Here is a 20239-nt window from a genome sequence, read left to right as displayed (position 1 = left end):
TTTTAATTAAATAACCAGCCTACGGCTTTTTAAAATAGTGTATAAAAAGCCTTTTTGTCATACCTGCTATTATTTCACTTATAGTATTACATCCAAATAAATACTTTTGTTGCTCAAATATGGGAATTGTTAATTATTGTTTTCCGAGTACACTCATTTAGGTTAATAATATATAGTTATCTTTTCTCACTAAGTCACATCTAATCCCTATTATTTATAAAATTATAAAGTAATCTTTAACTGTAAATTTATGTAGCAAAGAAATATAAGTTTAGTATTTTTGTTTATATTTAATTATTAGTTTTTTTAGACATGGCTATTATAATAAACAACCAAGGAACAACCAGTCCTATTATGAAATTTAAGAACATAATATCACCTCTTACAATAGTATGTCCAAAAATCATATAAATATTAAACACTATTATTGACATAGATATGAGTTTGATTTATACTATTTTGACTATAGATGTTATCATATATAGTTAAAATTAATATGAAGGAGTAGAAAACATTTGATTAAATTTTTGTTGGATTTAGGTTTAAGATTTGAAACTGTAGGTGTGGTGATAAAAATAATTATAACGGTAGCGTTGATAATGGTTTTCCACATAGTAAAGAAAAGTATATGCTCATTCATAAACAAGTCGAATTTTGATTCTAGTAATACAATAAAATATAAAAAAAGATCTTCATTATTAATAAATATCCTAACGGTTGTAGTCATTATACCAATATGGATGTATGAGTCTAAGGACATATTTACATTCCTTGGAATATTTTCAGCAGGGCTTGCATTTGCGTTTCGTGATCTTGTAGCGAGTTTTTTGGGATGGTTAATAATTAATTCTCAAAAGCCATTTAAACTTGGTGATAGAATAAAGATTGGTGAGAGTCTTGGGGATGTGGTAGCTATAGATTGGTTTTATACTACTATAATTGAAGTTATTGAAAATGATAACAGAACTCATGGACAAAGTACTGGCAGAATTACTCATATACCAAATATACAAATTCTTACTGAAGGACTTATAAATGAAACTAATGCATTCCCTTTTACTTGGAATGAGCTTAAAATTAGTCTTACACTTAAAAGTAATTGGAGAAAGGCGAAAGATATATTAATGTCTATAGCTAATGATAAAGTAGGAGATATAGAACAAGAAGCAAAGGATTCACTAAATATAGCCTCAAAAACTCTTCCTATTTATTACGAAAATCCTTCACATACAGTATATACTTCTATGGAAACTGGAAGAATTTGTTTGAACTTAAGGCTTATTTGTAAGGCTAGAAACTATAGAAATCTAGAACATGTTTTAGTAGAGGATATTTTAGACGAATTTTCTAAACATGAAGATATAGAATTATTATAATTTAGGTACGCAGTTAAAAGTTAAATGAAGAGAATAATATAAACAAAAGGAGAAAATAATATGTCAAAATGTGTATTTTGCAATATTAATGAATCGGAAATAATAGTAGAAAATAGATTCGCATTTGCAATACTAGACCATTATCCAGTGAATAATGGTCATTGTCTGATTATAACTAAAAGGCATTTTGCTAATTTTTTTGAGGCAACAGAAGAAGAAATAAAAGCAATATATAAACTTATGCATGAGGTAAAAGAAATTTTTGATATTCAATATGAACCAGCTGGATATAACATAGGTATAAATGTAGGAACTTATGCTGGACAAACTATAAATCATTTACATGTTCATTTAATTCCTAGATATATAGGTGATGTAGATAATCCAAGAGGTGGAGTTAGAAATTTAAAAGATGCAATGGTAGAGTATGATGGATAGGCATTTTGTGCCTATCCATTATTCGTATGGCGCAGTTACCAGGTTTTCAAGTAACGTTTAAAGAAACAAATAAGCTTCTTATGAGTTTACTTATATTTGCTTAGTAAAAACACCTTTAATCCACATCGACGGGTTTAACATGGGCTAAGCTATGATACATTAGTTAAGTCTAGATATAATTAACTTGAAAAATCAATCACAGTGCTTCTAAAGTGTTAACGAATATGAATATAAATATAAATATAATACCAAGTGACCTAATGTATAAGTAAATTATATATTTAAGAATCATGGAAAGAGGTAATATAATAAAAATGTAGAGGGGTAATAGGAATGGGTTTTACATTTAAAGAAAAGGAACGCAATAAGGGGGAAGGAAAAATTAAGTATGTGGAAATTTTAAATGAAAACAAAAAAATTTTAAGAAAAGCTACTTTCAGAATATTAAATACAGAAATTATATATAATGAAGAAGAAGATTTTTTTTATACATTGGCAGCATGTTCTAATGAGAATAATTTAATAGAAACTATAAGTATAGAAGGTTTTAATATAATTGAAAATGTTACAGATTTTAAAGGGGCATATATAGATTATGAAGAGTATGAAAAGGAATCAGAAATGAATTATATTGGTACAATATATTATTTGTAATCATGATAAACCCTCCTTAGTTCATGTTCATATAAGGAGGGTTAGGTTATTAAGAGGAGAAAACTTTTATTTTTTATTTAGTGATATAAGTGGAATTATTAAATCATCAACAACATGTTCTACATATTTCATTTCAATAGGGTTACCAGTAATTATGAGTTGATAACATAATAATGCTGGGCCAACATCTGCTAAAAGGTCTAATTGATGTTCGTCTAATTTCTTATTTAAGGTGCATTCTATTGCATCACGAAATATAAATGTTTGACTAGTTATAAAATCTAGATGGATTGCTTGCGACAATGATTTATCTCTGCTTATTGCTGTTGCTATGGATAGCATTACCTTTTGCCTAACCTCGTCTTTTACACCAAAATAGATACTTAGTATTTCACACAAATAATCTCTCAAATTTTCTCCACAGCGTTTAGGATCAATTTTTTGCTCACAAGGCATGATAAATCTTATAGCTTCTGCCATAAGATATGGCTTAGATTTCCATCTGCGATATAGTGTAGATTTTCCTGCATGGGCCTTTAATGCAATAGCATCCATTGTGACTGAATCATACCCTTGCTCTGCTACAAGCGTTAAAGCAGCCCTAAGAATAGCGATATCACGGAGTTTGTCTATAGGTCTTCCAATTTTAGCAGGGACTTTTTTTTCAACATTTTTAATGAAACTAGATTTGTTTATTATATCCATCCAATAGCCCCCCTTCTTCACTTTTTTATAAATATAACACAATACAAACATGTTTTCAACATAACTGAACATAATAGTTTTAGAACTATTGTGTTTTAAAAATTGTTATGATATACTCACATTTATAAACAATAGAGTTTTGAAAGGTGGTATAAGAAAACGTATTAAAAAATATATTAAAAATTATTATGAAATTATGGCAATAAAGGATATAATTAATGGGTAGCATTATACTTTAATAAAAACTATTATGAAATCAATAGAATTTTTTAATAATGTTAGGTATACACTAAGTAAAAGACTAAAAACATTAAAGAGTTAAGAATTTAGGTTAGGAATATGTTGTAAGGTTTTGAAAAAACTATTATACTATTAATTAGGAAACTAGTTTAACATAAACTATGGAAAATATAGGATAGATAGTTAAACATATATTGAGAAAGAGAGGTGTTCTCTGATGAAAAAGAAATCAGGTATTGCTGCTTGGGCTTTAGTTTTTGTTATAATTGCAGTATTTATGCTTGCTAAAACAGATCAGACTTCAACAATTATTAATTTTAATCAATTTCAGAATGATTGGACAAATAATACAATAAAAAGCTTCGTGGTTCAAGAAGACCAAATGTCAGTTTCAGGAACTTTAAAAAATGGAACTACATATAAAACGGTCGTTCCATCTGCTAGGTTATTTCAATTCATTCAAGATCATCCAAAGAACCCAAGTATTCAAGAAACATATTTAAAACCAGCCACTATACCAGCGTGGTTACAGTATTTACCTAATATACTATTGATACTAATGGTTGTAGGTTATGGTTTTATATTAATGAAACAGTCAAAGGGTGTCGGCGGAAGCGGCGGCGTAATGAAGTTTGGAAAAAGCAAAGCAAAACTTATTGATCCTAATGCGAAAAAAGTTAGTTTTGATGATGTTGCAGGTGCAGATGAAGAAAAAGCCGAACTTGCAGAAATTGTTGATTTTCTAAAACAACCTAAAGTATATCTAGATATGGGTGCTCGAATACCAAAAGGAGTTTTATTAATAGGACCTCCAGGAACTGGTAAGACACTACTTGCAAGAGCTATTTCAGGAGAGGCTGGAGTTCCATTTTTTAGCATCTCAGGTTCAGATTTTGTAGAAATGTTTGTTGGTGTCGGAGCATCAAGAGTAAGAGATTTATTTGAACAGGCAAAAAAGAATTCACCTTGTATAATTTTCATAGATGAAATTGACGCTGTTGGAAGACAAAGAGGTGCTGGCGTTGGTGGAGGAAATGATGAACGAGAACAGACATTAAACCAACTATTAGTTGAAATGGATGGTTTCGGAGAAAATGAAGGAATAATAATGATTGCAGCGACCAATAGAGCAGATGTACTTGATCCAGCTTTATTAAGACCAGGTAGATTTGACAGACAAATATTTGTTGGAGTGCCTGATAGAAAGGGTAGAGAAGCAATTTTGGCAGTGCATTCTAAAAACAAGCATCTTGAACCAGATGTTAAACTTAGTGTACTTGCAAAGAGAACACCTGGGTTTACTGGTGCAGATATTGAAAACTTACTTAATGAATCAGCACTTTTATCTGTTCGTAGAGGTAAGAAACTTATAGGAATGGATGAACTTGAAGAAGCAGTTACAAGAATAATTGCTGGACCTGAAAAGAAAAGCAGAGTGGTAATTGAAGCAGATAGAAAGCTTACAGCATATCACGAAGCAGGTCATGCAATTGTAATGAAATTACTTCCAAAGCTAGATCCTGTTCACCAAATAAGTATAGTACCAAGAGGAAGGGCTGGTGGATATACTATGCGTCTTCCAGATGAGGATAGATCATATATGTCTAGGTCAAAACTTGAAGAGGAAATTGTGGGACTACTTGGTGGTAGAGTTGCAGAAAAACTAGTTATTGGAGATATAAGTACTGGTGCCAGTAATGATATTGAGAGAGCAACTTCCATAGCAAGAAAAATGGTAATGGACTATGGAATGAGCGATAATCTTGGACCAATTACTTTCGGCTCAGGGAGTGACGAAGTATTCCTTGGAAGAGATATGGGCAAAGATAGAAAATATAGTGAAGAAACTGCATATAAAATAGATCAAGAAGTAAAGAAACTTATAGATGTTGCATATACAAAAGCTTTGAGACTTTTAACTGATAATAGGAGCAAACTTAATGCTGTTGCTGAAGAACTTTTAGAAAAAGAAAAACTTGAGGCAGTAGAATTCCAAGAAATATTTGACAGAAGTTAATTAAACTAACAAAGCACTCCAATCTAAAAGATAGGAGTGCTTTGTTAATTCAATAAACTAATAGAATAAGCAATTGAATTAATTCGCATAATTCAGTTAATTGATAAATATATGGTCTATTTTTTCACAATTACGTTAATTTTCAAATAAGTTTGAATGGTAATAAGTCAATTAAGTGTTTTAAATAATATTGATGGTTATATAAACATAAAACATATATAATTACAACTATTTAAATGTTAACAATAATTTAATTAAGTAGATAGTTGCGGTATTTATAATTCACTGAAAACACTACATTTAGGTGTTAAATTTTAGTTAACAATATTGTTAAATTTAATTAAATTTAACAGCACAAATTATAAGTAAGTTCAAACATCATATTGTTTTTAAAAAATTTCCCGGTAAATAATGGTTATTTATAATGACATATAAGAAATTTTCTTGGTTTATTTGAGGTAAAGGCGGAAGTGATTAAGCAAGATATAGATTAATTGACAAAGAAAAAATTGGTGTTACTATAGTCGATGTAGCTTAAAAAAATAGAGTCAATGGATAAATATTATCTATTGACTCTATTTTTTTATGGTTAAGTGTTATGAAGTTACATTAAAAGTACAAAAAACATTAGTGTAACAAGTTTTAATGAATTTATTAAAAAAAATTAGAGCATTTAGCTAATGAGTGGAATATTAATGGCAATACGGCTAATAAAATAACAATATATAGAATTTAAATTTTAAGTGAGGGGGGTTTTACTAATAGGTAAAGTAATTGAATTAAAAGAGGAAGGGAACACTGAAAAGACAGAAAAACAATCTTTTGAATATATTCATCAATTTGCCCGTGATTTTTATGTTGAGGAGCAGGGTGTAGTTTGTGCAGAAGAAATCAATGGATTTGAGGTAGGCTTATTTTCATATCTTATAAATTCGGATAAAGGGCGATTACCTTATAGTATTAAAAACATAAGAGTAGAAGCAATTAAAGCTTTTGAGAGAACTACAAAATCATTTTCAAATGTGGGAGTTTTTACTCCAAAATTTTATGTTGGTTATATTAAAGGATTTTGTTGCTGTCATGAATTATAATAAATATTTGAACTTTTTTAATATAATATATAAAAAAGTTTAAATATAGTATATTAAAAAAATATTTTCGAAAATATTAAAAATAATTTTTAAAAATGTTATATACAACACAAACATGTGAAATAATAGATTCAAAGAAATCCCAGTAAGATAAGGCCCTTACTTTTATAGGTAAGGGTTACATACTATAAATAAATGAACCAAATATATAGATAAATAGTTACATATATATTTATAAAATAACGAATTATGACCAAATATAGCCTTTATTTATAATTAGTTCCTTTACAGATTTTCTTTTTTTGTGTATCATAGTATTTAGGTTTTAAAAAAGATCTTAATGAATAATATTATAAATGATAAAATAATGTATAAGGGGATAGAGAATTGAACAGAAAAATTATTTCAGCCATGATGGCACTTACTTTAACAATGAGCGTTGGAGTTACTAGCGTATACGCAGATTCTGCGTCAGATAGGGTTAAAATTCAACAAGTTCAAACCCAAAGAAGCAATCTTGAAAATAAAGTAGAGATGATGGATAATAATATTGAGAAAATTATGTCTAAAATAAATAACAATGAAAAAGATATTGCTAAAAAACAAAAAGATATTAAACAAGCTAAAATAGATATTGCTAAAGCAGAGAATGATATTAAATCAGAACAGATTCTTTTTAATAAAAGAATGAGAGTAATGTATATGAATGGATCATCAAGTTATGTAGATGTTGTATTAGCTTCAAAGAATCTAGATGATTTTGTATCCAGAGTAGAAGTTATAAAAAGAATAGTAAAATTTGATCAAAATGTTATTGATGACTTGAAAACAAAACAGGTAGCAATCAATTCAAAAAAAGTAGCATTAGATACGCAAAATACAAAGTTGTTGTCTTTAAGAGCTGATAATAAAAACAAATTATCTGCTTTAACAAAACAAAAATCAGATCAAACTGTATTGGTAGCACAATTAAGTGCTCAAGAAAATAAATATAAAGCACAACTTGTAAAGGATCAAGCTATTGCAGCAAAACAAGCAGCTGAAGCAGAAAAACTAGTTGTTGCAGCAAGAAAAGCTAATGCAGAAAAACAAGCTAGCGCAGCAAGACAGGTTGCAGTTGCGAGACAAGCAGTTGCAGTTGCAAGTAAAGCTACTACAACAAATCAAGTTGCTTCAAGTAGCACTGCCAGTGTTGCTCCTAGCGTGAGTGTTTCAAGAGGCGGATCTTCATCTTCTTCTAGTGCACTTTTATCATATGCATCACAGTTTCTTGGCATCCCTTATGTTTGGGGTGGGACAAGCCCATCAGGTTTTGACTGTTCAGGTTTCACACAATATGTGTTTGCACATTTTGGTGTGAATTTGCCAAGAGTTTCAGAAGCTCAACAGAATGTAGGTACACTTGTATCTAGAGCAAATCTTCAACCAGGAGATTTGGTGTTCTTCGGCACACCTGCTCATCATGTAGGAATATATGTTGGAAATGGTAACATGATAAATGCACCTCACACAGGTGCCGTTCTTAGAATACAATCACTAAATAGTGACTTTACATATGGACGTAGAGTTAGATAAAAATATTAAATAACAAATAGTTTTTAAATAAAAATCCATAAAAAAGGCATCCACATTGGATGCCTTTTTTATGCTTATAACTGAATTTCATCTTAGTGTTAAATGAGGGTTATTTGATATTGTAATATAACATTTTATAGAAAATATGTATTAATAATTATGTTATTGTTATTTTGTAACTAGCATTAAATTCCTCACCGACTTCGATTTTATTAACGCCGAGTTTATTTTTGAAAACATTTGTGGAATTTTTTAAATCTGCAATGCCATACCAAGGTTCAATACATACAAACGGAGCCATTGATTTAGATTTCGCAAAATATGGTGACCATATTCCAACAAATGGAAAATCTTCTAAAGAGACTTTAAGAGACATAGTATTATTCTTGGATTTTAATGTTATCTCATTAATCCCACTATAAATTAAGGCATCATTTTTGAATAGTTCGGGTTTTATAGAAATAGATTCAGGTGCTTTAACTTTATTTTTTTCTTTTATATAAGGAATTTCAAATTCATATTTTTCTACATCTTTTTTAGTTTTAAAGGCTAAATAATAATCTTCTAAGTTTTCATTCTTTTTAAAAGGAACATTAAAAGCTGGATGACCACCAATTGAAAAGTACATGATTTTAGAATCTATATTCTTTACATTCCAAAGTACTTTGATATTATTATCATTTAATTCATATGTTATAATTAATTCAAAATTATAAGGAAATCTTTTTTTTGTTTCCTCACTTGCAATTAGAGAATATGTTAGACTATTACTATTTTTCCTTATCAATTTAAACGTGCAATCTCTTGCAAAACCATGTTGATTCATATTGTAAATCTTATCATCAATCATTGTTTCACTGCCTTTAAGTCTTCCTACTATAGGAAATAATATAGGTGATTTTCTACCCCAATATTTTGAATCGCCACTCCATAAAAAATCCAGATTATTTTTCTTTGAGAATAATTTGTTTAATTCAGCTCCATTCGCATTAACTTCTATAAGCAAATTACTATTTTCTAATATATTAATAAAGCCCACCTCTTTCTAAAAAATATTATTGCAATTTTAAACTAAAACTTTGTTTTATCAAAAGAACATTAATGATATCAATAAGGTAATATATCTAAATGTTTAATTCTTGTCCTTATATTGTAATATTTATAAGTTAACATAAGATTAAACTTCATTAATGAATATGTCAATGAACGCTGTTTATTATTATCCAAGCGCATATATAAAAAGGATACTCCCAATAAGGTAACTTTTACTCAAATTGACTTTATGCTACAGCTAATATATTATTAAGCCATATAAATATAAATTAATAATAATGAAACAAAATAGATATGAGGAGGCAAATTATGATTTTAGATAAAAGCACAGGAAATCTAATAATTGATGAAAAGCATACTATAAAGGCAGGTATGTCTATCGATGAAATCAAAAACTCTAATATTAAAGAATTATTATCAGACGTAAGTAAAACTGAAATAGAAGCGGATCGTCAGCCTCATCTTTCATTAAAAACAATAGTTGTCGATGGAATGGATGTAGATGATGCAGCTAGGAAATGCCATTTTAATCAGATTATGAAGAATTTGGACAACTAGTAGAAAAACATAAAGCATTTATGAGAAAATTGTTCGATGATGAATACATAGATGATAAAATAAGATTTCAAGGTGGATACGCTGAATTTCGATCAGAAACAAGGAGTCCTAGCGTGTGTGTTAGAATTAGTTATTTATACAAAAAAAGAGAAAATAAAAAAACAAAATAGTGTATACGCCAGAGGTTAAAAGAGAGAAAGCACTAGCTTATTTGAAAGAAAAATATAAAGAAGAATTTGTAGCAACTGCAATGAGTGAAAGTGGATGGGGTCAAGGACAAGATAAGATATATATTTATCCGAAAAATGGAACGGAAGAAGATACTTTTGCAGTTTGGGGAAACATTTGGGAAGATGGATCTTATGCTATGAGTGATGGTTACTTTGGTGTTATTATCCATGACAAATATGAAATATCAAGTATTTCTATTTTGATGAAAGAAGAAGGTGAAGAGTATTTTACAAATGATAGCCGAAAATACATAAGGGTTAGCAGAAAATTGAAGTAGGTGTAGTTGAAAAATGAGTAAACTTAATGAAAATCAACCTCTACTGCTGGATAATCTAATATGTCTTGAAGGGGATACGTTTGGAGGCAAAAAGAGTATACCTTTGAAGAAAATTTTAACAAATTTATTGGATGGTGATTTGAAACTAAGGTTTAATGAAAGGCGAAGAAAAAAGCTGATGAGTATCCTGTTCTGATGTCGTATGATAGATGGAGGGAAATTCTAACAAATAATAAAGAAGACACTATTTTAATGAGTCTAAAAGTAACTAATCCTAAAAATCAAATAAAAACAAAAACTGTAAATGGTGAAGTTCACAAAATAGGAGGGATTAGAGCTGCTTGCTTTGTTGATAAAAGTGGTGGTGCACTGTTGTATTTAGAGGAACTTGTGGCGCTTACGAATGGCATGTTAATGGTCAAGGGGGTTATCTCGCAGAGACTGTTCAACAAAAGGAAGCTTTAGATTATATTGGAGGATTAGATTATAATAATATTACTGTAAGGGGCATTCAAAAGGTGGAAATAAAGCACAATATGTAGGTATACTATCTAATAAAATTGACAGGTGTATATCTTTTGATGGTTGCATTAAAAATTATAGACATTTATATAAAGGCATGGAGAAGATTGCAAACAATATAGGTATAAAAATAGTGAAATCAGAACAAGAACCACTTGGTGTTATTCCATTAGGATATAAAGATAACAAAGAGATTATGTTGAATTCTAGAAATACCGAAGTGCAAAATGTTAAAATATTATTGAATGAGTTAGTTTATGATAAGTTTAATACTACAGAAAATTTAGACGGATGTATAACACATGAAAGGAAATTTCAAGCAGAATTAACTGCATGTATTTTTTGTGCTCACTTTGGAATTGATATGAGAGAATATCAAATAAAATATTTACAGGAGTGGGCTAAGGATAGAACAATAAATGATGAAAAAGATTTATTAAAGGAAGTTCGACAAACGGCAATTGAATACATAGAAACAGTAGAAAATGTGGAAGAATTATTAATAACAGATAAAAGGCAAATAGAACAGAAAGAGCCTGATGAAAAAATAATATATAAGACAACAGAGGTAAATAAATTGATCAAACAAAAGGAACAGTTCATATTTATCAATTTAATGATAATCCAGAAAAGTGTTTTTTAGGACAAAAGGAAAACAATATAATTAAAAAATTAGGAGTAATTGCAACAATTGGGGCTAACTGGTCTATTTATATTACATATGATGTTGCAAAAGAGAAAATTTGTATCTTTATGTTAGTTGCTATACAAAATGAGAGTATAATGTTCACAATAGATGGAAATAATATAGAAATTAAAAAGGAAGTTAGTAAATCAATAAATCTCACAATTAAATTAATACATACTTGGGGGTTGATTCAAAAATGTCAGATATTTGGATGTGTATAAGAAATATAAGAGGTGCTACAGAAGGTAAGTTATTTTTGAGTTACGGAGAAAATTATAAAGTAATTGATAAAATTAGATTAATTAGAATGGATAAAGAGATAAAACTATTTGTAAGTAATGATGAAATAAGTAGATTCTTTAAGAAAGTAGAAAATAGCTATTTAGTTTATGGGGTATGTTCTACTGATAGTTATAATAATATATTAAGAAAATTACTTAACATGAAGTTGAAGAGAAAATTAGGTTATAGTAGAGTGAGTCTAGATATTTTTGACAAACATACTCTTTATAGAATTTATACAGAATTACTATTATATCTTTATAAGGTGAAATCAGATGAATTTCTTATACAATTCGCTACAATTATAAGGTATCAATTAGAGTCATTGAAGATGATTTATGAGAATAAAGATTTAGTCGATTTTGATGAAGAGTTTGAGCAAACAGTAATACAGTTTAGAAAAATGTATGAATTCTGCAATTCAATGGAATTGAAAATTGAATCAATTGAACTGGATTATAGAGGTAAAGTTATAAAAGAATTAATGGAAAAAAGAAAAGAAATAAATAAATTAAATATATTAATGTTAGATGAAATTAATAAAATGAAGGATTAGTTCGAACTAATTAATCACAGATGTAATCTCTAAGGCGTATTATAGAACCCCAGTGACTGTAATGATAACTGGGGCTAATTATTTGCGCCCCGTAGTTATTTAAGTTATATGTTCTTATAATATTGGGCGAATGCAATAGTGACTATATATTAAGAGCTCCTAATAATATATCACGTTTACTATGATTATTTAATATACTATTTTATATGGAATTATTTGTGACTAAAAAGGGGGAGTTACAATAAGTTTTGTATGAAAAAAATTATAATTTATTTCTTAAATATATCATAAGCTTTATAAATATTATAAAGCCTATAAAATTGGGAGGAATTGTAGTGTGGTATAAAAAAAGTGGATTAATTTTTATTTGTATTATTATGATGTTCGCAGTAGGGTGCAAAAGAGAAGAGAGTATTAAAATTCAGGATGTTAATTTAGAAAATGTTGTAAGGAAGATGATAGATAAACCAGAGGGTAAAATATATAAGAGTGATGTTAAAGATATTACTGCACTAGATGCTACTGGAAAAAACATTAAGGACATATCAGGAATACAAAATTTAGTTAATTTAAAAACTCTTACTTTAGAAAAAAACAGTATAAGTAATATCGAGCCTTTAGCACAACTTACTAACTTAGAAGAACTTAACCTTGATAATAATGATATTAAAGATATTAGTGCAATAAAGAACATAACAAGTATAAAGAGTCTTAGTTTAAGTTCCAATAGAATTGATGATATAAGTGATATGAAAAATTTAACAAATATTGAGAAGTTAGATCTGGATAGCAATGAGATTATGGACTTAAGTCCTTTATCAGGAATGAGTTATATAAATTATATTAATTTAAGCAGTAATAAAATCAATAATATTGATAAGTTAAATAATTTAGAAAATTTAAATTCGTTATATCTTGCTAATAATTCAATTACAAATTATAGTGGTATAAAAGGTATTTACAATAAAATTAAAAATAAAGACTTTAAGTTAGAAACTGAAACAAAAGCAGTAAAGCCCAAAGTTGTTATTCAAAAAGAGATTGTTGTTCAAAAACAGTATGTTACTCAACCACAATGGCAGGTACCAACATACGTACAGCAATCAGATTATATTTTTGATTTTAGCGATAGCAGACTCATAACCGATTATGAAATAAATAATTTAGATTATAATTTAAGAGAATATGCAAGAAATGAAATATATGCAAGATATGGATATGTGTTTAATATGGCTAAATTTAGAAATTATTTTATGGCAAAATCATGGTATTCACCAAATCCAAATTTTAATATAGACACATCGATGCTAAATTCAATAGAAAAAGCGAATATAGAAATAATCAAGGAGCATGAGTAATATATAATCAAGTTAGTTGTAAACAGATATAAGTAGTGAAACACACAAAAAACAGCAAAATGCATATAAATAGTTGTAATCATTTATATGCATTTTGTATTTTAATATAATTTATAAAAGAGATTGGAATAGTTTATTTTTAAAAAGAAAGCAAAATAAATTTATAGGAGGTTGAATGTAGAAAAGCTTATCCGCATACATATAATATTATATAATAATATAAAGGGAGCAAGGTGAATTATGAATGTAGTAAAAAACTGGGATATATTCTTTGATAATGAGGTTAAGGATTTATCAAAATTAAATCTACCAGACCCAGAGACCTTAGATTATTATGAAAGAACTAAAAATAGAGAGATATTTTGGAATTTTGATATCGACGATAGCTTGGTTGATTATTCATTAATGATTATAAAATGGAATAAGCAGGACAAAGGTAAAACAACTAGCGAAAGAATTCCTATTAAAATTTTAATAAATTCCAATGGAGGGGAATTACCAGCAGTACTAAATTTCATAAATGTTATCCAACTATCCAAAACACCGGTGTACACAATAGGTCTTGGAAAAACATATAGTTCTGGTGGGCTAATGTTACTTGCAGGATCAAAAGGGCATAGATATGTGTTTAAAGACACGACAGCTTTAATTCATTCAGGAAGTACAGGGGCTATGGGTAATACAGACAAAGTTTTAGATAATTTTGAGTTTACTCAAAGACAAGAAAAGAGAGTCAAAGATTTTATTGTAGCAAATACAAATATTACAGACAAACTCTATACTAAAAATTACAGAAAAGATTGGTGGTTAATGTCTGATGAAATCATTTCATTAGGCCTCGCAGATAAGATCATAACTGATTTAGATGAAATATTTTAGTTTTGATTATAAATAAGAGTAATGAATAAATTAATAAAAAACTAGGATAACTAATATGTCATAATAGCAGATTAGTATCCTTATTTTCATTTTGTTGTTTAGTTACCTATAAACTGTTGAGTCCAATAGATAGTCCCATTTGATTTTTTTGCTATGCCTACGCCTATTTCAGTGTAGGTTTTATTTAAGATATTTGCTTTATGTCCTGCAGAGTTCATCCAACTAGTCATTACAGATGTTGGGGTTGGTTGGCCATATGCAATGTTTTCGCCAGCGGACATATACTTGATCCCAAAATTGCTCATCATATCAAATGGTGAACCGTGAGTTGGTGATGTATGGGAAAAGTAATTTTTGTCAATCATGTCTTGTGATTTAATTCTAGCTACTCTTGCAAGTTCCCAATTAGCTTTTAATGGAGCTAGTCCAACTTTTAATCTTTCTTTATTAACTAATACCACTACTTGTCCTTCAAGTGCTGTAGCTTCAGTTGAACTTGGTATTTTTATTATTTGATTTGGAGAAATTTTGTTAGGATTAGTTATTTGAGGATTAGCAGCTATGATTTCAGAAACTCCTACCTTAAATTGAACACATATTTTCCAAAGGCTATCCCCTGCTTTAACAGTGTAATTAGTAGTATCTTGGGCATATACTACTGAACTAATTCCTGTTGCTACTAAAATACTTAAAGTTAATATTAATGCTTTTAATGCTTTTTTCATCTTATGTACCTCACCTTCATAATTTTGATATACAAAGTAAAATTCACTTTGCACGTTTATATACCTATTCTATCATCTAAACTAGGTTTGTATTTTTTTTATTGATGGTAGATATGGATTAATAATGAAATTATGTTTATTTATAAAAGCTAGTAAAACCTATAAGATGACACCTAATGGGATTATAATTTATATTATATATATTCATATACCATTATTTTACATGAAAATTAAAAAAAGTCAGTTTAGTGTTTATTTATTACAATTTTGTATATTTTACGTTGTATGTATATATTTTTAATGTTAATATTATATTTATGAAAGTGTGATCTTATTAAATATACGAATAGAATAAATTTTGATGATAATCATTATTATAGAATAGGAGCAATTTTATGAATGAAGAAGGTATAAGAAAAAGAATTGAGGTACTTCTAGAAAAAGCTAATTTACTAAGATATAGTGATTCTCAGAGGACAATAGAAACTTTAAATGATGCATTAAACTTATGTGAACAGATAGGATATACATTAGGTGAAAAAGTTGCAAAATCATATATGGCTCATGCTTACTATAGTATTGGTAACGATGAAGAAGCTTTAGATTTAATATATTTTTCACTTAACTATTTTATAAAAGAGGGATTTTGTGATTTGTTGTGGTGGTGATATAATTTATTAGGTCTTATATTTAGTGAACTAGGTAAGATTGAAAAAAGTATGGATTTTTATGACAAAGCCCAAGTAATGGCGATAGACATTGATTTAGGTAAAAAATATGATAATAATGCAACTTCCAAAAGAGCAATAATGCTTACTTTAAATAATATTGCAGAAAATTACAAATTACTTGGAGAATACAAAGAAGCATTAAGTTATAGCGAAAGAGCATATAATATAGATGCACAATTAGACTATAGTTTGTCTAGTGGATTAACTATTCTTAGCCTAGGTGAAATTTATTATTTATTAGAGGAATATGAAAAGGCAAATAATCTATCATATACCGCTTTAAGGTATTTGAAACAATATAATTATGCAATAGCTGAAGGTGATACTTACAAATTATTAGCGCTTACTTCATGGAAAAAGAGAGATTTTGCAAAGGCTGATGAATATTTTAATATTGCCATAAATTTAAATAAAAAAGAATCAGTGCCTAGTTATAGAATTGATGCATTACTTAGTTATTTTGAATACATGATTGACCGAGAAAAAACGACTGAAGCATTAGATATATTAATAAGCGCTTGTGATATTTCAATAAAATACAATCAACCCCAAAAGGTATCTGATATATCAATGAAGTTATCAATTTTTTATGGAGATATAGGAAATCATGAATTGTCTTTTAAGTATATAAAATTGCACCATCTATATGAAAGACAGCATACAAAATCTTTCAATAAAAATATTATGAAGGGTTTAAATATTAAAAAGAAAATGCAGAAAATTGAGAAAGAAAATAATAAAATCATTGAAAAAAATGAAGATTTAAAAATAAAGGCACAATCGCTAGAATTGCTTGTTCAAAAAATATCTATAATTAGTGAGCTAGGACAAAAAATAACTTCTACTTTAGATGTGCATTTGATATTAGATATACTTTATTCAAGCATCAAAGATTTTATGGATTTGTCCTATTTTTCTATTGGACTTTATGATGAGAACAATTCCATAATAAATTATTTGGATGTTATTATAAATGGTAAAAAAGAGAAAGTACCTAGCTTCTCACTTAAAAATAAACTTAGTTTTAATGGTAAGTGTATAGAAAGTCGCAAGTTAATTATAATTAATGATATTAGTAAAGAGTTTCCTAAATATATTAGTGAGGAAGCATATAATATTCAATTAAAATTGCATTACAACACACAATTAAATTCGCTTATGTTTTGTCCTCTTATGGTGAATTATAAGATTATCGGTGTAATGACAATACAAAGTAGAGGTAAAAATGTTTTTACTCCATATCATATTGAAATGATTAAAGCACTATCAGCTTATGCAGCTATCGCAATCAACAATGCAATAAAATCAATGCAACTAGAAATGGAAGTTAAAAAGACAAAGGGGGTTCAAACTAAATTAGAAAAATCGAATGAAATATTATTATCTTTGGCTGAAAATGACAGTTTAACAGGAATTGCAAATAGAAGAAAATTTGATATTTATATAAATGATATTTGGGATATAAGTATACAAAAGGGAAGTAATATATCTTTACTTCTCATTGATATAGATTATTTTAAAGAATATAACGATAACTATGGCCATTTAGAGGGAGATAAATGCCTAGTTAGTGTTGCTAGTACTTTAGCAAATTTGAATAATGGACCATATTTTGTTGCAAGGTATGGTGGCGATGAATTTATAGTTTTATTACCAAAAAGTTCAAATAATCATGCAATTCAATTCGGAGAAATTGTAAAAAATAAAATTGAAGAATTAAATATATCTCATAAATTCTCGAAAATTTCAGATAGGATTACATTATCAATTGGAATATCATCTGTAATTCCAAATGAAAATATTGAAATGAAAGAACTTATAAGAAAGGCGGATGTTCAACTTTATATTTCTAAAAAAAGTGGAAGAAATCGTATATCAGCTGAGAACTACTGATATTAATAAAGTTTCAGGCGAAGTAAATGAAAATTGTATAATAGAAAACCCTCATATTATATTGATATGAGGGTTTTTAATTTTAATATTATAATTTAATAATGTCTAAGTCATCAGGAACAATAATATTTCCTGAATAGAAATTTTTCCCTTCATCTGTATATAGTTTCTTTCTATTTAATATGTTTTTATCTTCAGTATGTAACAAAATTATGTTATGTACATTTAAGCTAGATGCATTTTCACAAGCATCTTTTACTGTAGCATGGTGTTTTTCATATGGTTTAAAAATATCCTTCTCTGAATATAAACAAAAGGCTTCATGAAGAAGGTAGTCGACATTATTAGCATATTCAAAAGATTCTTTATTGTAAGGCTCATCCCCCAAAAAAGTTAGTTTCTTTCCACTTTTGAGTATTGCATTAAAGCCAAACTGAAGTTGCTTAGTACTTCTAATGTCAAAAAACTGTATATTCCAATCTAATATAGTAAATTTACATTTATCATAGATTTCATTAAATACTATTCTAGTACCAATATATTTTGTAAATTTTTTATCTAATAGCAAGCTAGTAATAGTATTTATTGCATCAATATTATCCTTATGACAATATATTGTTAGAATTCCGTTATAGTTATCATTAATAATTTGTTGGGCTACAGCTCTAATAATCCACACAATACCAGATATATGATCGTTATGCCTATGAGATATAAAAACATTGTGTATTCTGTTGATATTTATATCTAATTTTTCTAGATTTGACAGTATGGTATTTCCACCACCAGTATCTACCAAAAAATGTTCGTCTCCGTTTGAAATGGTAAAACAAGTGTTGTAACATTTTGTAACCATAGCACTTCCAGTACCTAAAATATTAATTGATTCCATGTATTTACCTCCAAAATTGTTGAATTTAGTTAACAAATTTTTTATTACAACTTTTTTAAATCTTAACATTATTATTAGTGAAAATATATTTATAAATAAAAAAAGTCTAATATTAATTAGACTCTTTTTAAAAAAAACATTGACTATCTAGTTAAATCATTTTCTGGGTCGCTGTAACATCTTCTTCTGAAATGTCGTTAAATTAAGATACTATCTCTTGAAGTAATTTTGTAAAATATGCTGCATGAGATTTTTCTTCTTTAAGTATAGTAGATAACATTCCTGAAACATCATTTTGAGATACTTTCTCAAACATTTGTGTATATATTTTTATTGTAAGTTCTTCAGTTTTAATTGAATACTTAAGTGCAGACTCTAAGTTCGTGAATGCATCTTTAGGTTGCTCTTTTTTATTAAAAACTTGATTATCTATTAAATTTCTTAAGTATTTTGTTACTTCTAAATCAAAAAGATATTCAGAATCGCCTTCCTTATCAGTTTTTAATTCTTCAAAAAGTTTTGAAAATCTCTCTTTATGAATGAATTCTTGACCAGCAGCAACCAATAAAAATTCTTTGGTTTTTCCTGTTGTATAATTAGCTCCATTTATATAAAAATTATAGCCTTCTTCTTCCATCATTATAGCAATTTTTAGCATTTCAAGACCACTAAATGTAGTGTTTGTCATAAGATCACTCCTTTTCCTATTAAGATTGATACTGTTTCTAGCATAAGTTACTAAAATATATAGTAACCTACTTTTAGTTAATATTCAACATTATCTTATAAATTCCTTTTAAATTTAATTTTTATATAAAAACACTTAAATAGGGATGTTTAAAAAAATCATTCTAGTGAAATACTAATTAAATAAATATTATCCTACATTTATAATTAAATTTATGGAACAAAAGTGAAATGAAAAACTAAATTTTAAAGATAAGATTGCTTATTAAATTGATAACTTATGAAATAAATTTATGTTTGTAAGCTATATTTTATAAAAAATATTGATATTTTAGCGTACAGATTATAGCTTGAAATGTTATTATGTAGTAAGTGTTAGTTTAAATATTGAAGATTTATTCTCAATATTAGGATTGTTTATTTATATATAATATAAAGTTAAAGGAGTGTAAATTATGGGCTATAATGTTACTATGGATAATCATAAAGAACGTTACAATATCCAGCTAACAAATAAAAAAGGTTGTACATATTGTAAAGAGGGTAAACAAATATCAGCTTCAACAGGTGATAGTAGATGGCATATTGATGATGTTAAAAACGAAATTCAATCCGATTCTAATGTTACATTAGTTGAAACTATTAAAATTAATTATTGCCCTATGTGTGGAAGAAAGTTAATTTAAGCTGACTTTATCTAAGATTAAATACTTAATATTTAAAAATTCTCTGGATTGACAGAGAATTTTTTTTAAAGTTAAAAAAATGTTTGAATAGTTATCCATAATAACATTCTCCTTTTTATGAACAA

The 20239-nt window shown here is 27.8% G+C and carries 23 protein-coding genes; 18 read left to right on the top strand and 5 right to left on the bottom strand.

Annotation, left to right across the window (positions count from 1 at the left end; all coding sequences use genetic code 11):
• Positions 1-515 precede the first annotated feature (515 nt).
• From KPL38_RS09845 to KPL38_RS09835, 3 genes are all read left to right on the top strand, one after another.
• Positions 516-1376, top strand: a complete 861-nt coding sequence (locus KPL38_RS09845; RefSeq protein WP_246577897.1) for a mechanosensitive ion channel family protein — start codon at positions 516-518, stop codon at positions 1374-1376.
• 60 nt (positions 1377-1436) lie between these two features.
• On the top strand, positions 1437-1814 hold the full coding sequence (locus tag KPL38_RS09840) for an HIT family protein (RefSeq protein ID WP_216288968.1): 378 nt from the start codon (positions 1437-1439) through the stop codon (positions 1812-1814).
• A 333-nt stretch (positions 1815-2147) separates the two neighbouring features.
• A complete protein-coding gene (locus KPL38_RS09835) occupies positions 2148-2468 on the top strand; it encodes a hypothetical protein (protein ID WP_216288967.1) in 321 nt (106 codons plus the stop codon).
• A 66-nt stretch (positions 2469-2534) separates the two neighbouring features.
• Here the strand turns inward: KPL38_RS09835 and KPL38_RS09830 are convergent, their stop codons facing one another.
• On the bottom strand, positions 2535-3173 hold the full coding sequence (locus KPL38_RS09830; protein ID WP_216288966.1) for a TetR/AcrR family transcriptional regulator: 639 nt from the start codon (positions 3171-3173) through the stop codon (positions 2535-2537).
• A gap of 457 nt (positions 3174-3630) precedes the next feature.
• Between KPL38_RS09830 and ftsH the strand changes: the two genes are divergently transcribed.
• The 3 genes from ftsH to KPL38_RS09815 all read left to right on the top strand — a co-directional run bounded on the left by ftsH (position 3631) and on the right by KPL38_RS09815 (position 8096).
• Positions 3631-5430: an ATP-dependent zinc metalloprotease FtsH gene (gene ftsH, locus KPL38_RS09825; RefSeq protein ID WP_216288965.1), complete on the top strand. Its 1800-nt coding sequence runs from the start codon at positions 3631-3633 to the stop codon at positions 5428-5430.
• A 743-nt stretch (positions 5431-6173) separates the two neighbouring features.
• Positions 6174-6521 (top strand): hypothetical protein, encoded by a 348-nt coding sequence (locus KPL38_RS09820; RefSeq protein WP_216288964.1) that lies wholly within the window; start codon positions 6174-6176, stop codon positions 6519-6521.
• A gap of 387 nt (positions 6522-6908) precedes the next feature.
• Complete coding sequence (locus KPL38_RS09815) at positions 6909-8096, top strand: C40 family peptidase (protein ID WP_216288963.1); 1188 nt, start codon at positions 6909-6911, stop codon at positions 8094-8096.
• Between the two features lie 157 nt (positions 8097-8253).
• Here the strand turns inward: KPL38_RS09815 and KPL38_RS09810 are convergent, their stop codons facing one another.
• Complete coding sequence (locus KPL38_RS09810) at positions 8254-9135, bottom strand: aldose 1-epimerase family protein (RefSeq protein ID WP_312884185.1); 882 nt, start codon at positions 9133-9135, stop codon at positions 8254-8256.
• A 323-nt stretch (positions 9136-9458) separates the two neighbouring features.
• Here KPL38_RS09810 and KPL38_RS09805 point away from each other — a divergent pair, with 323 nt between their 5' ends.
• The 9 genes from KPL38_RS09805 (at position 9459) to KPL38_RS09765 (ending at position 14500) form a co-directional block, all read left to right on the top strand.
• On the top strand, positions 9459-9707 hold the full coding sequence (locus KPL38_RS09805) for a hypothetical protein (protein ID WP_216288962.1): 249 nt from the start codon (positions 9459-9461) through the stop codon (positions 9705-9707).
• Between the two features lie 20 nt (positions 9708-9727).
• A complete protein-coding gene (locus tag KPL38_RS09800) occupies positions 9728-9877 on the top strand; it encodes a hypothetical protein (protein WP_216288961.1) in 150 nt (49 codons plus the stop codon).
• Complete coding sequence (locus KPL38_RS09795) at positions 9877-10215, top strand: hypothetical protein (RefSeq protein ID WP_216288960.1); 339 nt, start codon at positions 9877-9879, stop codon at positions 10213-10215. The genes KPL38_RS09800 and KPL38_RS09795 overlap by 1 nt, the downstream gene beginning before the upstream one ends.
• 195 nt (positions 10216-10410) lie before the next feature.
• On the top strand, positions 10411-10680 hold the full coding sequence (locus KPL38_RS09790) for a hypothetical protein (protein ID WP_216288959.1): 270 nt from the start codon (positions 10411-10413) through the stop codon (positions 10678-10680).
• A gap of 154 nt (positions 10681-10834) precedes the next feature.
• Entirely contained in the window at positions 10835-11380 is a 546-nt protein-coding gene (locus tag KPL38_RS09785) for a hypothetical protein (RefSeq protein WP_246577895.1), read from the top strand.
• 110 nt (positions 11381-11490) lie between these two features.
• Positions 11491-11646: a hypothetical protein gene (locus KPL38_RS09780; RefSeq protein ID WP_216288958.1), complete on the top strand. Its 156-nt coding sequence runs from the start codon at positions 11491-11493 to the stop codon at positions 11644-11646.
• Complete coding sequence (locus tag KPL38_RS09775; RefSeq protein WP_216288957.1) at positions 11622-12263, top strand: hypothetical protein; 642 nt, start codon at positions 11622-11624, stop codon at positions 12261-12263. Before KPL38_RS09780 ends, KPL38_RS09775 begins: the two co-directional genes overlap by 25 nt.
• Positions 12264-12598: 335 nt before the next feature.
• Positions 12599-13621 carry a leucine-rich repeat domain-containing protein gene (locus KPL38_RS09770; RefSeq protein ID WP_216288956.1) on the top strand — a complete coding sequence of 341 codons (1023 nt, stop codon included), beginning with the start codon at positions 12599-12601 and terminating at the stop codon, positions 13619-13621.
• Positions 13622-13861: 240 nt separating this feature from the next.
• A complete protein-coding gene (locus KPL38_RS09765; RefSeq protein WP_216288955.1) occupies positions 13862-14500 on the top strand; it encodes an ATP-dependent Clp protease proteolytic subunit in 639 nt (212 codons plus the stop codon).
• A 98-nt stretch (positions 14501-14598) separates the two neighbouring features.
• Here KPL38_RS09765 and KPL38_RS09760 read toward each other — a convergent pair whose 3' ends face one another.
• Positions 14599-15225: a CAP domain-containing protein gene (locus KPL38_RS09760; RefSeq protein ID WP_216288954.1), complete on the bottom strand. Its 627-nt coding sequence runs from the start codon at positions 15223-15225 to the stop codon at positions 14599-14601.
• Between the two features lie 395 nt (positions 15226-15620).
• On the opposite strand from KPL38_RS09760, the gene KPL38_RS09755 reads away from it, so the two are divergent.
• Positions 15621-15893, top strand: coding sequence for a hypothetical protein (locus KPL38_RS09755; RefSeq protein WP_216288953.1), 273 nt, complete (start codon positions 15621-15623; stop codon positions 15891-15893).
• A 51-nt stretch (positions 15894-15944) separates the two neighbouring features.
• The gene (locus KPL38_RS09750) at positions 15945-17849 is read left to right on the top strand and encodes a diguanylate cyclase domain-containing protein (protein ID WP_216288952.1); all 1905 of its coding nucleotides are present in this window, start codon (positions 15945-15947) and stop codon (positions 17847-17849) included.
• 88 nt (positions 17850-17937) lie between these two features.
• On the opposite strand, the gene KPL38_RS09745 is transcribed toward KPL38_RS09750, so the two are convergent.
• Together KPL38_RS09745 and KPL38_RS09740 are read right to left on the bottom strand one after the other, a co-directional pair.
• Positions 17938-18741 (bottom strand): MBL fold metallo-hydrolase, encoded by an 804-nt coding sequence (locus KPL38_RS09745; RefSeq protein WP_216288951.1) that lies wholly within the window; start codon positions 18739-18741, stop codon positions 17938-17940.
• Positions 18742-18943: 202 nt separating this feature from the next.
• A complete protein-coding gene (locus KPL38_RS09740; protein WP_216288950.1) occupies positions 18944-19429 on the bottom strand; it encodes a ferritin family protein in 486 nt (161 codons plus the stop codon).
• 454 nt (positions 19430-19883) lie between these two features.
• Between KPL38_RS09740 and KPL38_RS09735 the strand changes: the two genes are divergently transcribed.
• A complete protein-coding gene (locus tag KPL38_RS09735) occupies positions 19884-20114 on the top strand; it encodes a hypothetical protein (RefSeq protein WP_216288949.1) in 231 nt (76 codons plus the stop codon).
• Positions 20115-20239: the final 125 nt, after the last annotated feature.

Source organism: Clostridium psychrophilum, from assembly GCF_018861705.1.
GTDB lineage: Bacteria > Bacillota > Clostridia > Clostridiales > Clostridiaceae > Clostridium_AD > Clostridium_AD psychrophilum.
The sequence above is the reverse complement of the archived record's forward strand: the minus strand, read 5'-3'. Positions and strand labels throughout refer to the sequence as shown.

Coding starts and splice junctions, on each gene's coding strand:
- KPL38_RS09840 (WP_216288968.1), top strand. CDS start 1,437: ATGTCAAAATGTGTATTTTGCAATATTAATGAATCGGAAATAATAGTA.
- KPL38_RS09835 (WP_216288967.1), top strand. CDS start 2,148: ATGGGTTTTACATTTAAAGAAAAGGAACGCAATAAGGGGGAAGGAAAA.
- KPL38_RS09830 (WP_216288966.1), bottom strand. CDS start 3,173: ATGGATATAATAAACAAATCTAGTTTCATTAAAAATGTTGAAAAAAAA.
- ftsH (WP_216288965.1), top strand. CDS start 3,631: ATGAAAAAGAAATCAGGTATTGCTGCTTGGGCTTTAGTTTTTGTTATA.
- KPL38_RS09805 (WP_216288962.1), top strand. CDS start 9,459: ATGATTTTAGATAAAAGCACAGGAAATCTAATAATTGATGAAAAGCAT.
- KPL38_RS09800 (WP_216288961.1), top strand. CDS start 9,728: ATGAGAAAATTGTTCGATGATGAATACATAGATGATAAAATAAGATTT.
- KPL38_RS09790 (WP_216288959.1), top strand. CDS start 10,411: ATGTCGTATGATAGATGGAGGGAAATTCTAACAAATAATAAAGAAGAC.
- KPL38_RS09785 (WP_246577895.1), top strand. CDS start 10,835: ATGGAGAAGATTGCAAACAATATAGGTATAAAAATAGTGAAATCAGAA.
- KPL38_RS09780 (WP_216288958.1), top strand. CDS start 11,491: ATGTTAGTTGCTATACAAAATGAGAGTATAATGTTCACAATAGATGGA.
- KPL38_RS09775 (WP_216288957.1), top strand. CDS start 11,622: ATGTCAGATATTTGGATGTGTATAAGAAATATAAGAGGTGCTACAGAA.
- KPL38_RS09765 (WP_216288955.1), top strand. CDS start 13,862: ATGAATGTAGTAAAAAACTGGGATATATTCTTTGATAATGAGGTTAAG.
- KPL38_RS09760 (WP_216288954.1), bottom strand. CDS start 15,225: ATGAAAAAAGCATTAAAAGCATTAATATTAACTTTAAGTATTTTAGTA.
- KPL38_RS09755 (WP_216288953.1), top strand. CDS start 15,621: ATGAATGAAGAAGGTATAAGAAAAAGAATTGAGGTACTTCTAGAAAAA.
- KPL38_RS09750 (WP_216288952.1), top strand. CDS start 15,945: ATGGATTTTTATGACAAAGCCCAAGTAATGGCGATAGACATTGATTTA.
- KPL38_RS09745 (WP_216288951.1), bottom strand. CDS start 18,741: ATGGAATCAATTAATATTTTAGGTACTGGAAGTGCTATGGTTACAAAA.
- KPL38_RS09740 (WP_216288950.1), bottom strand. CDS start 19,429: ATGACAAACACTACATTTAGTGGTCTTGAAATGCTAAAAATTGCTATA.
- KPL38_RS09735 (WP_216288949.1), top strand. CDS start 19,884: ATGGGCTATAATGTTACTATGGATAATCATAAAGAACGTTACAATATC.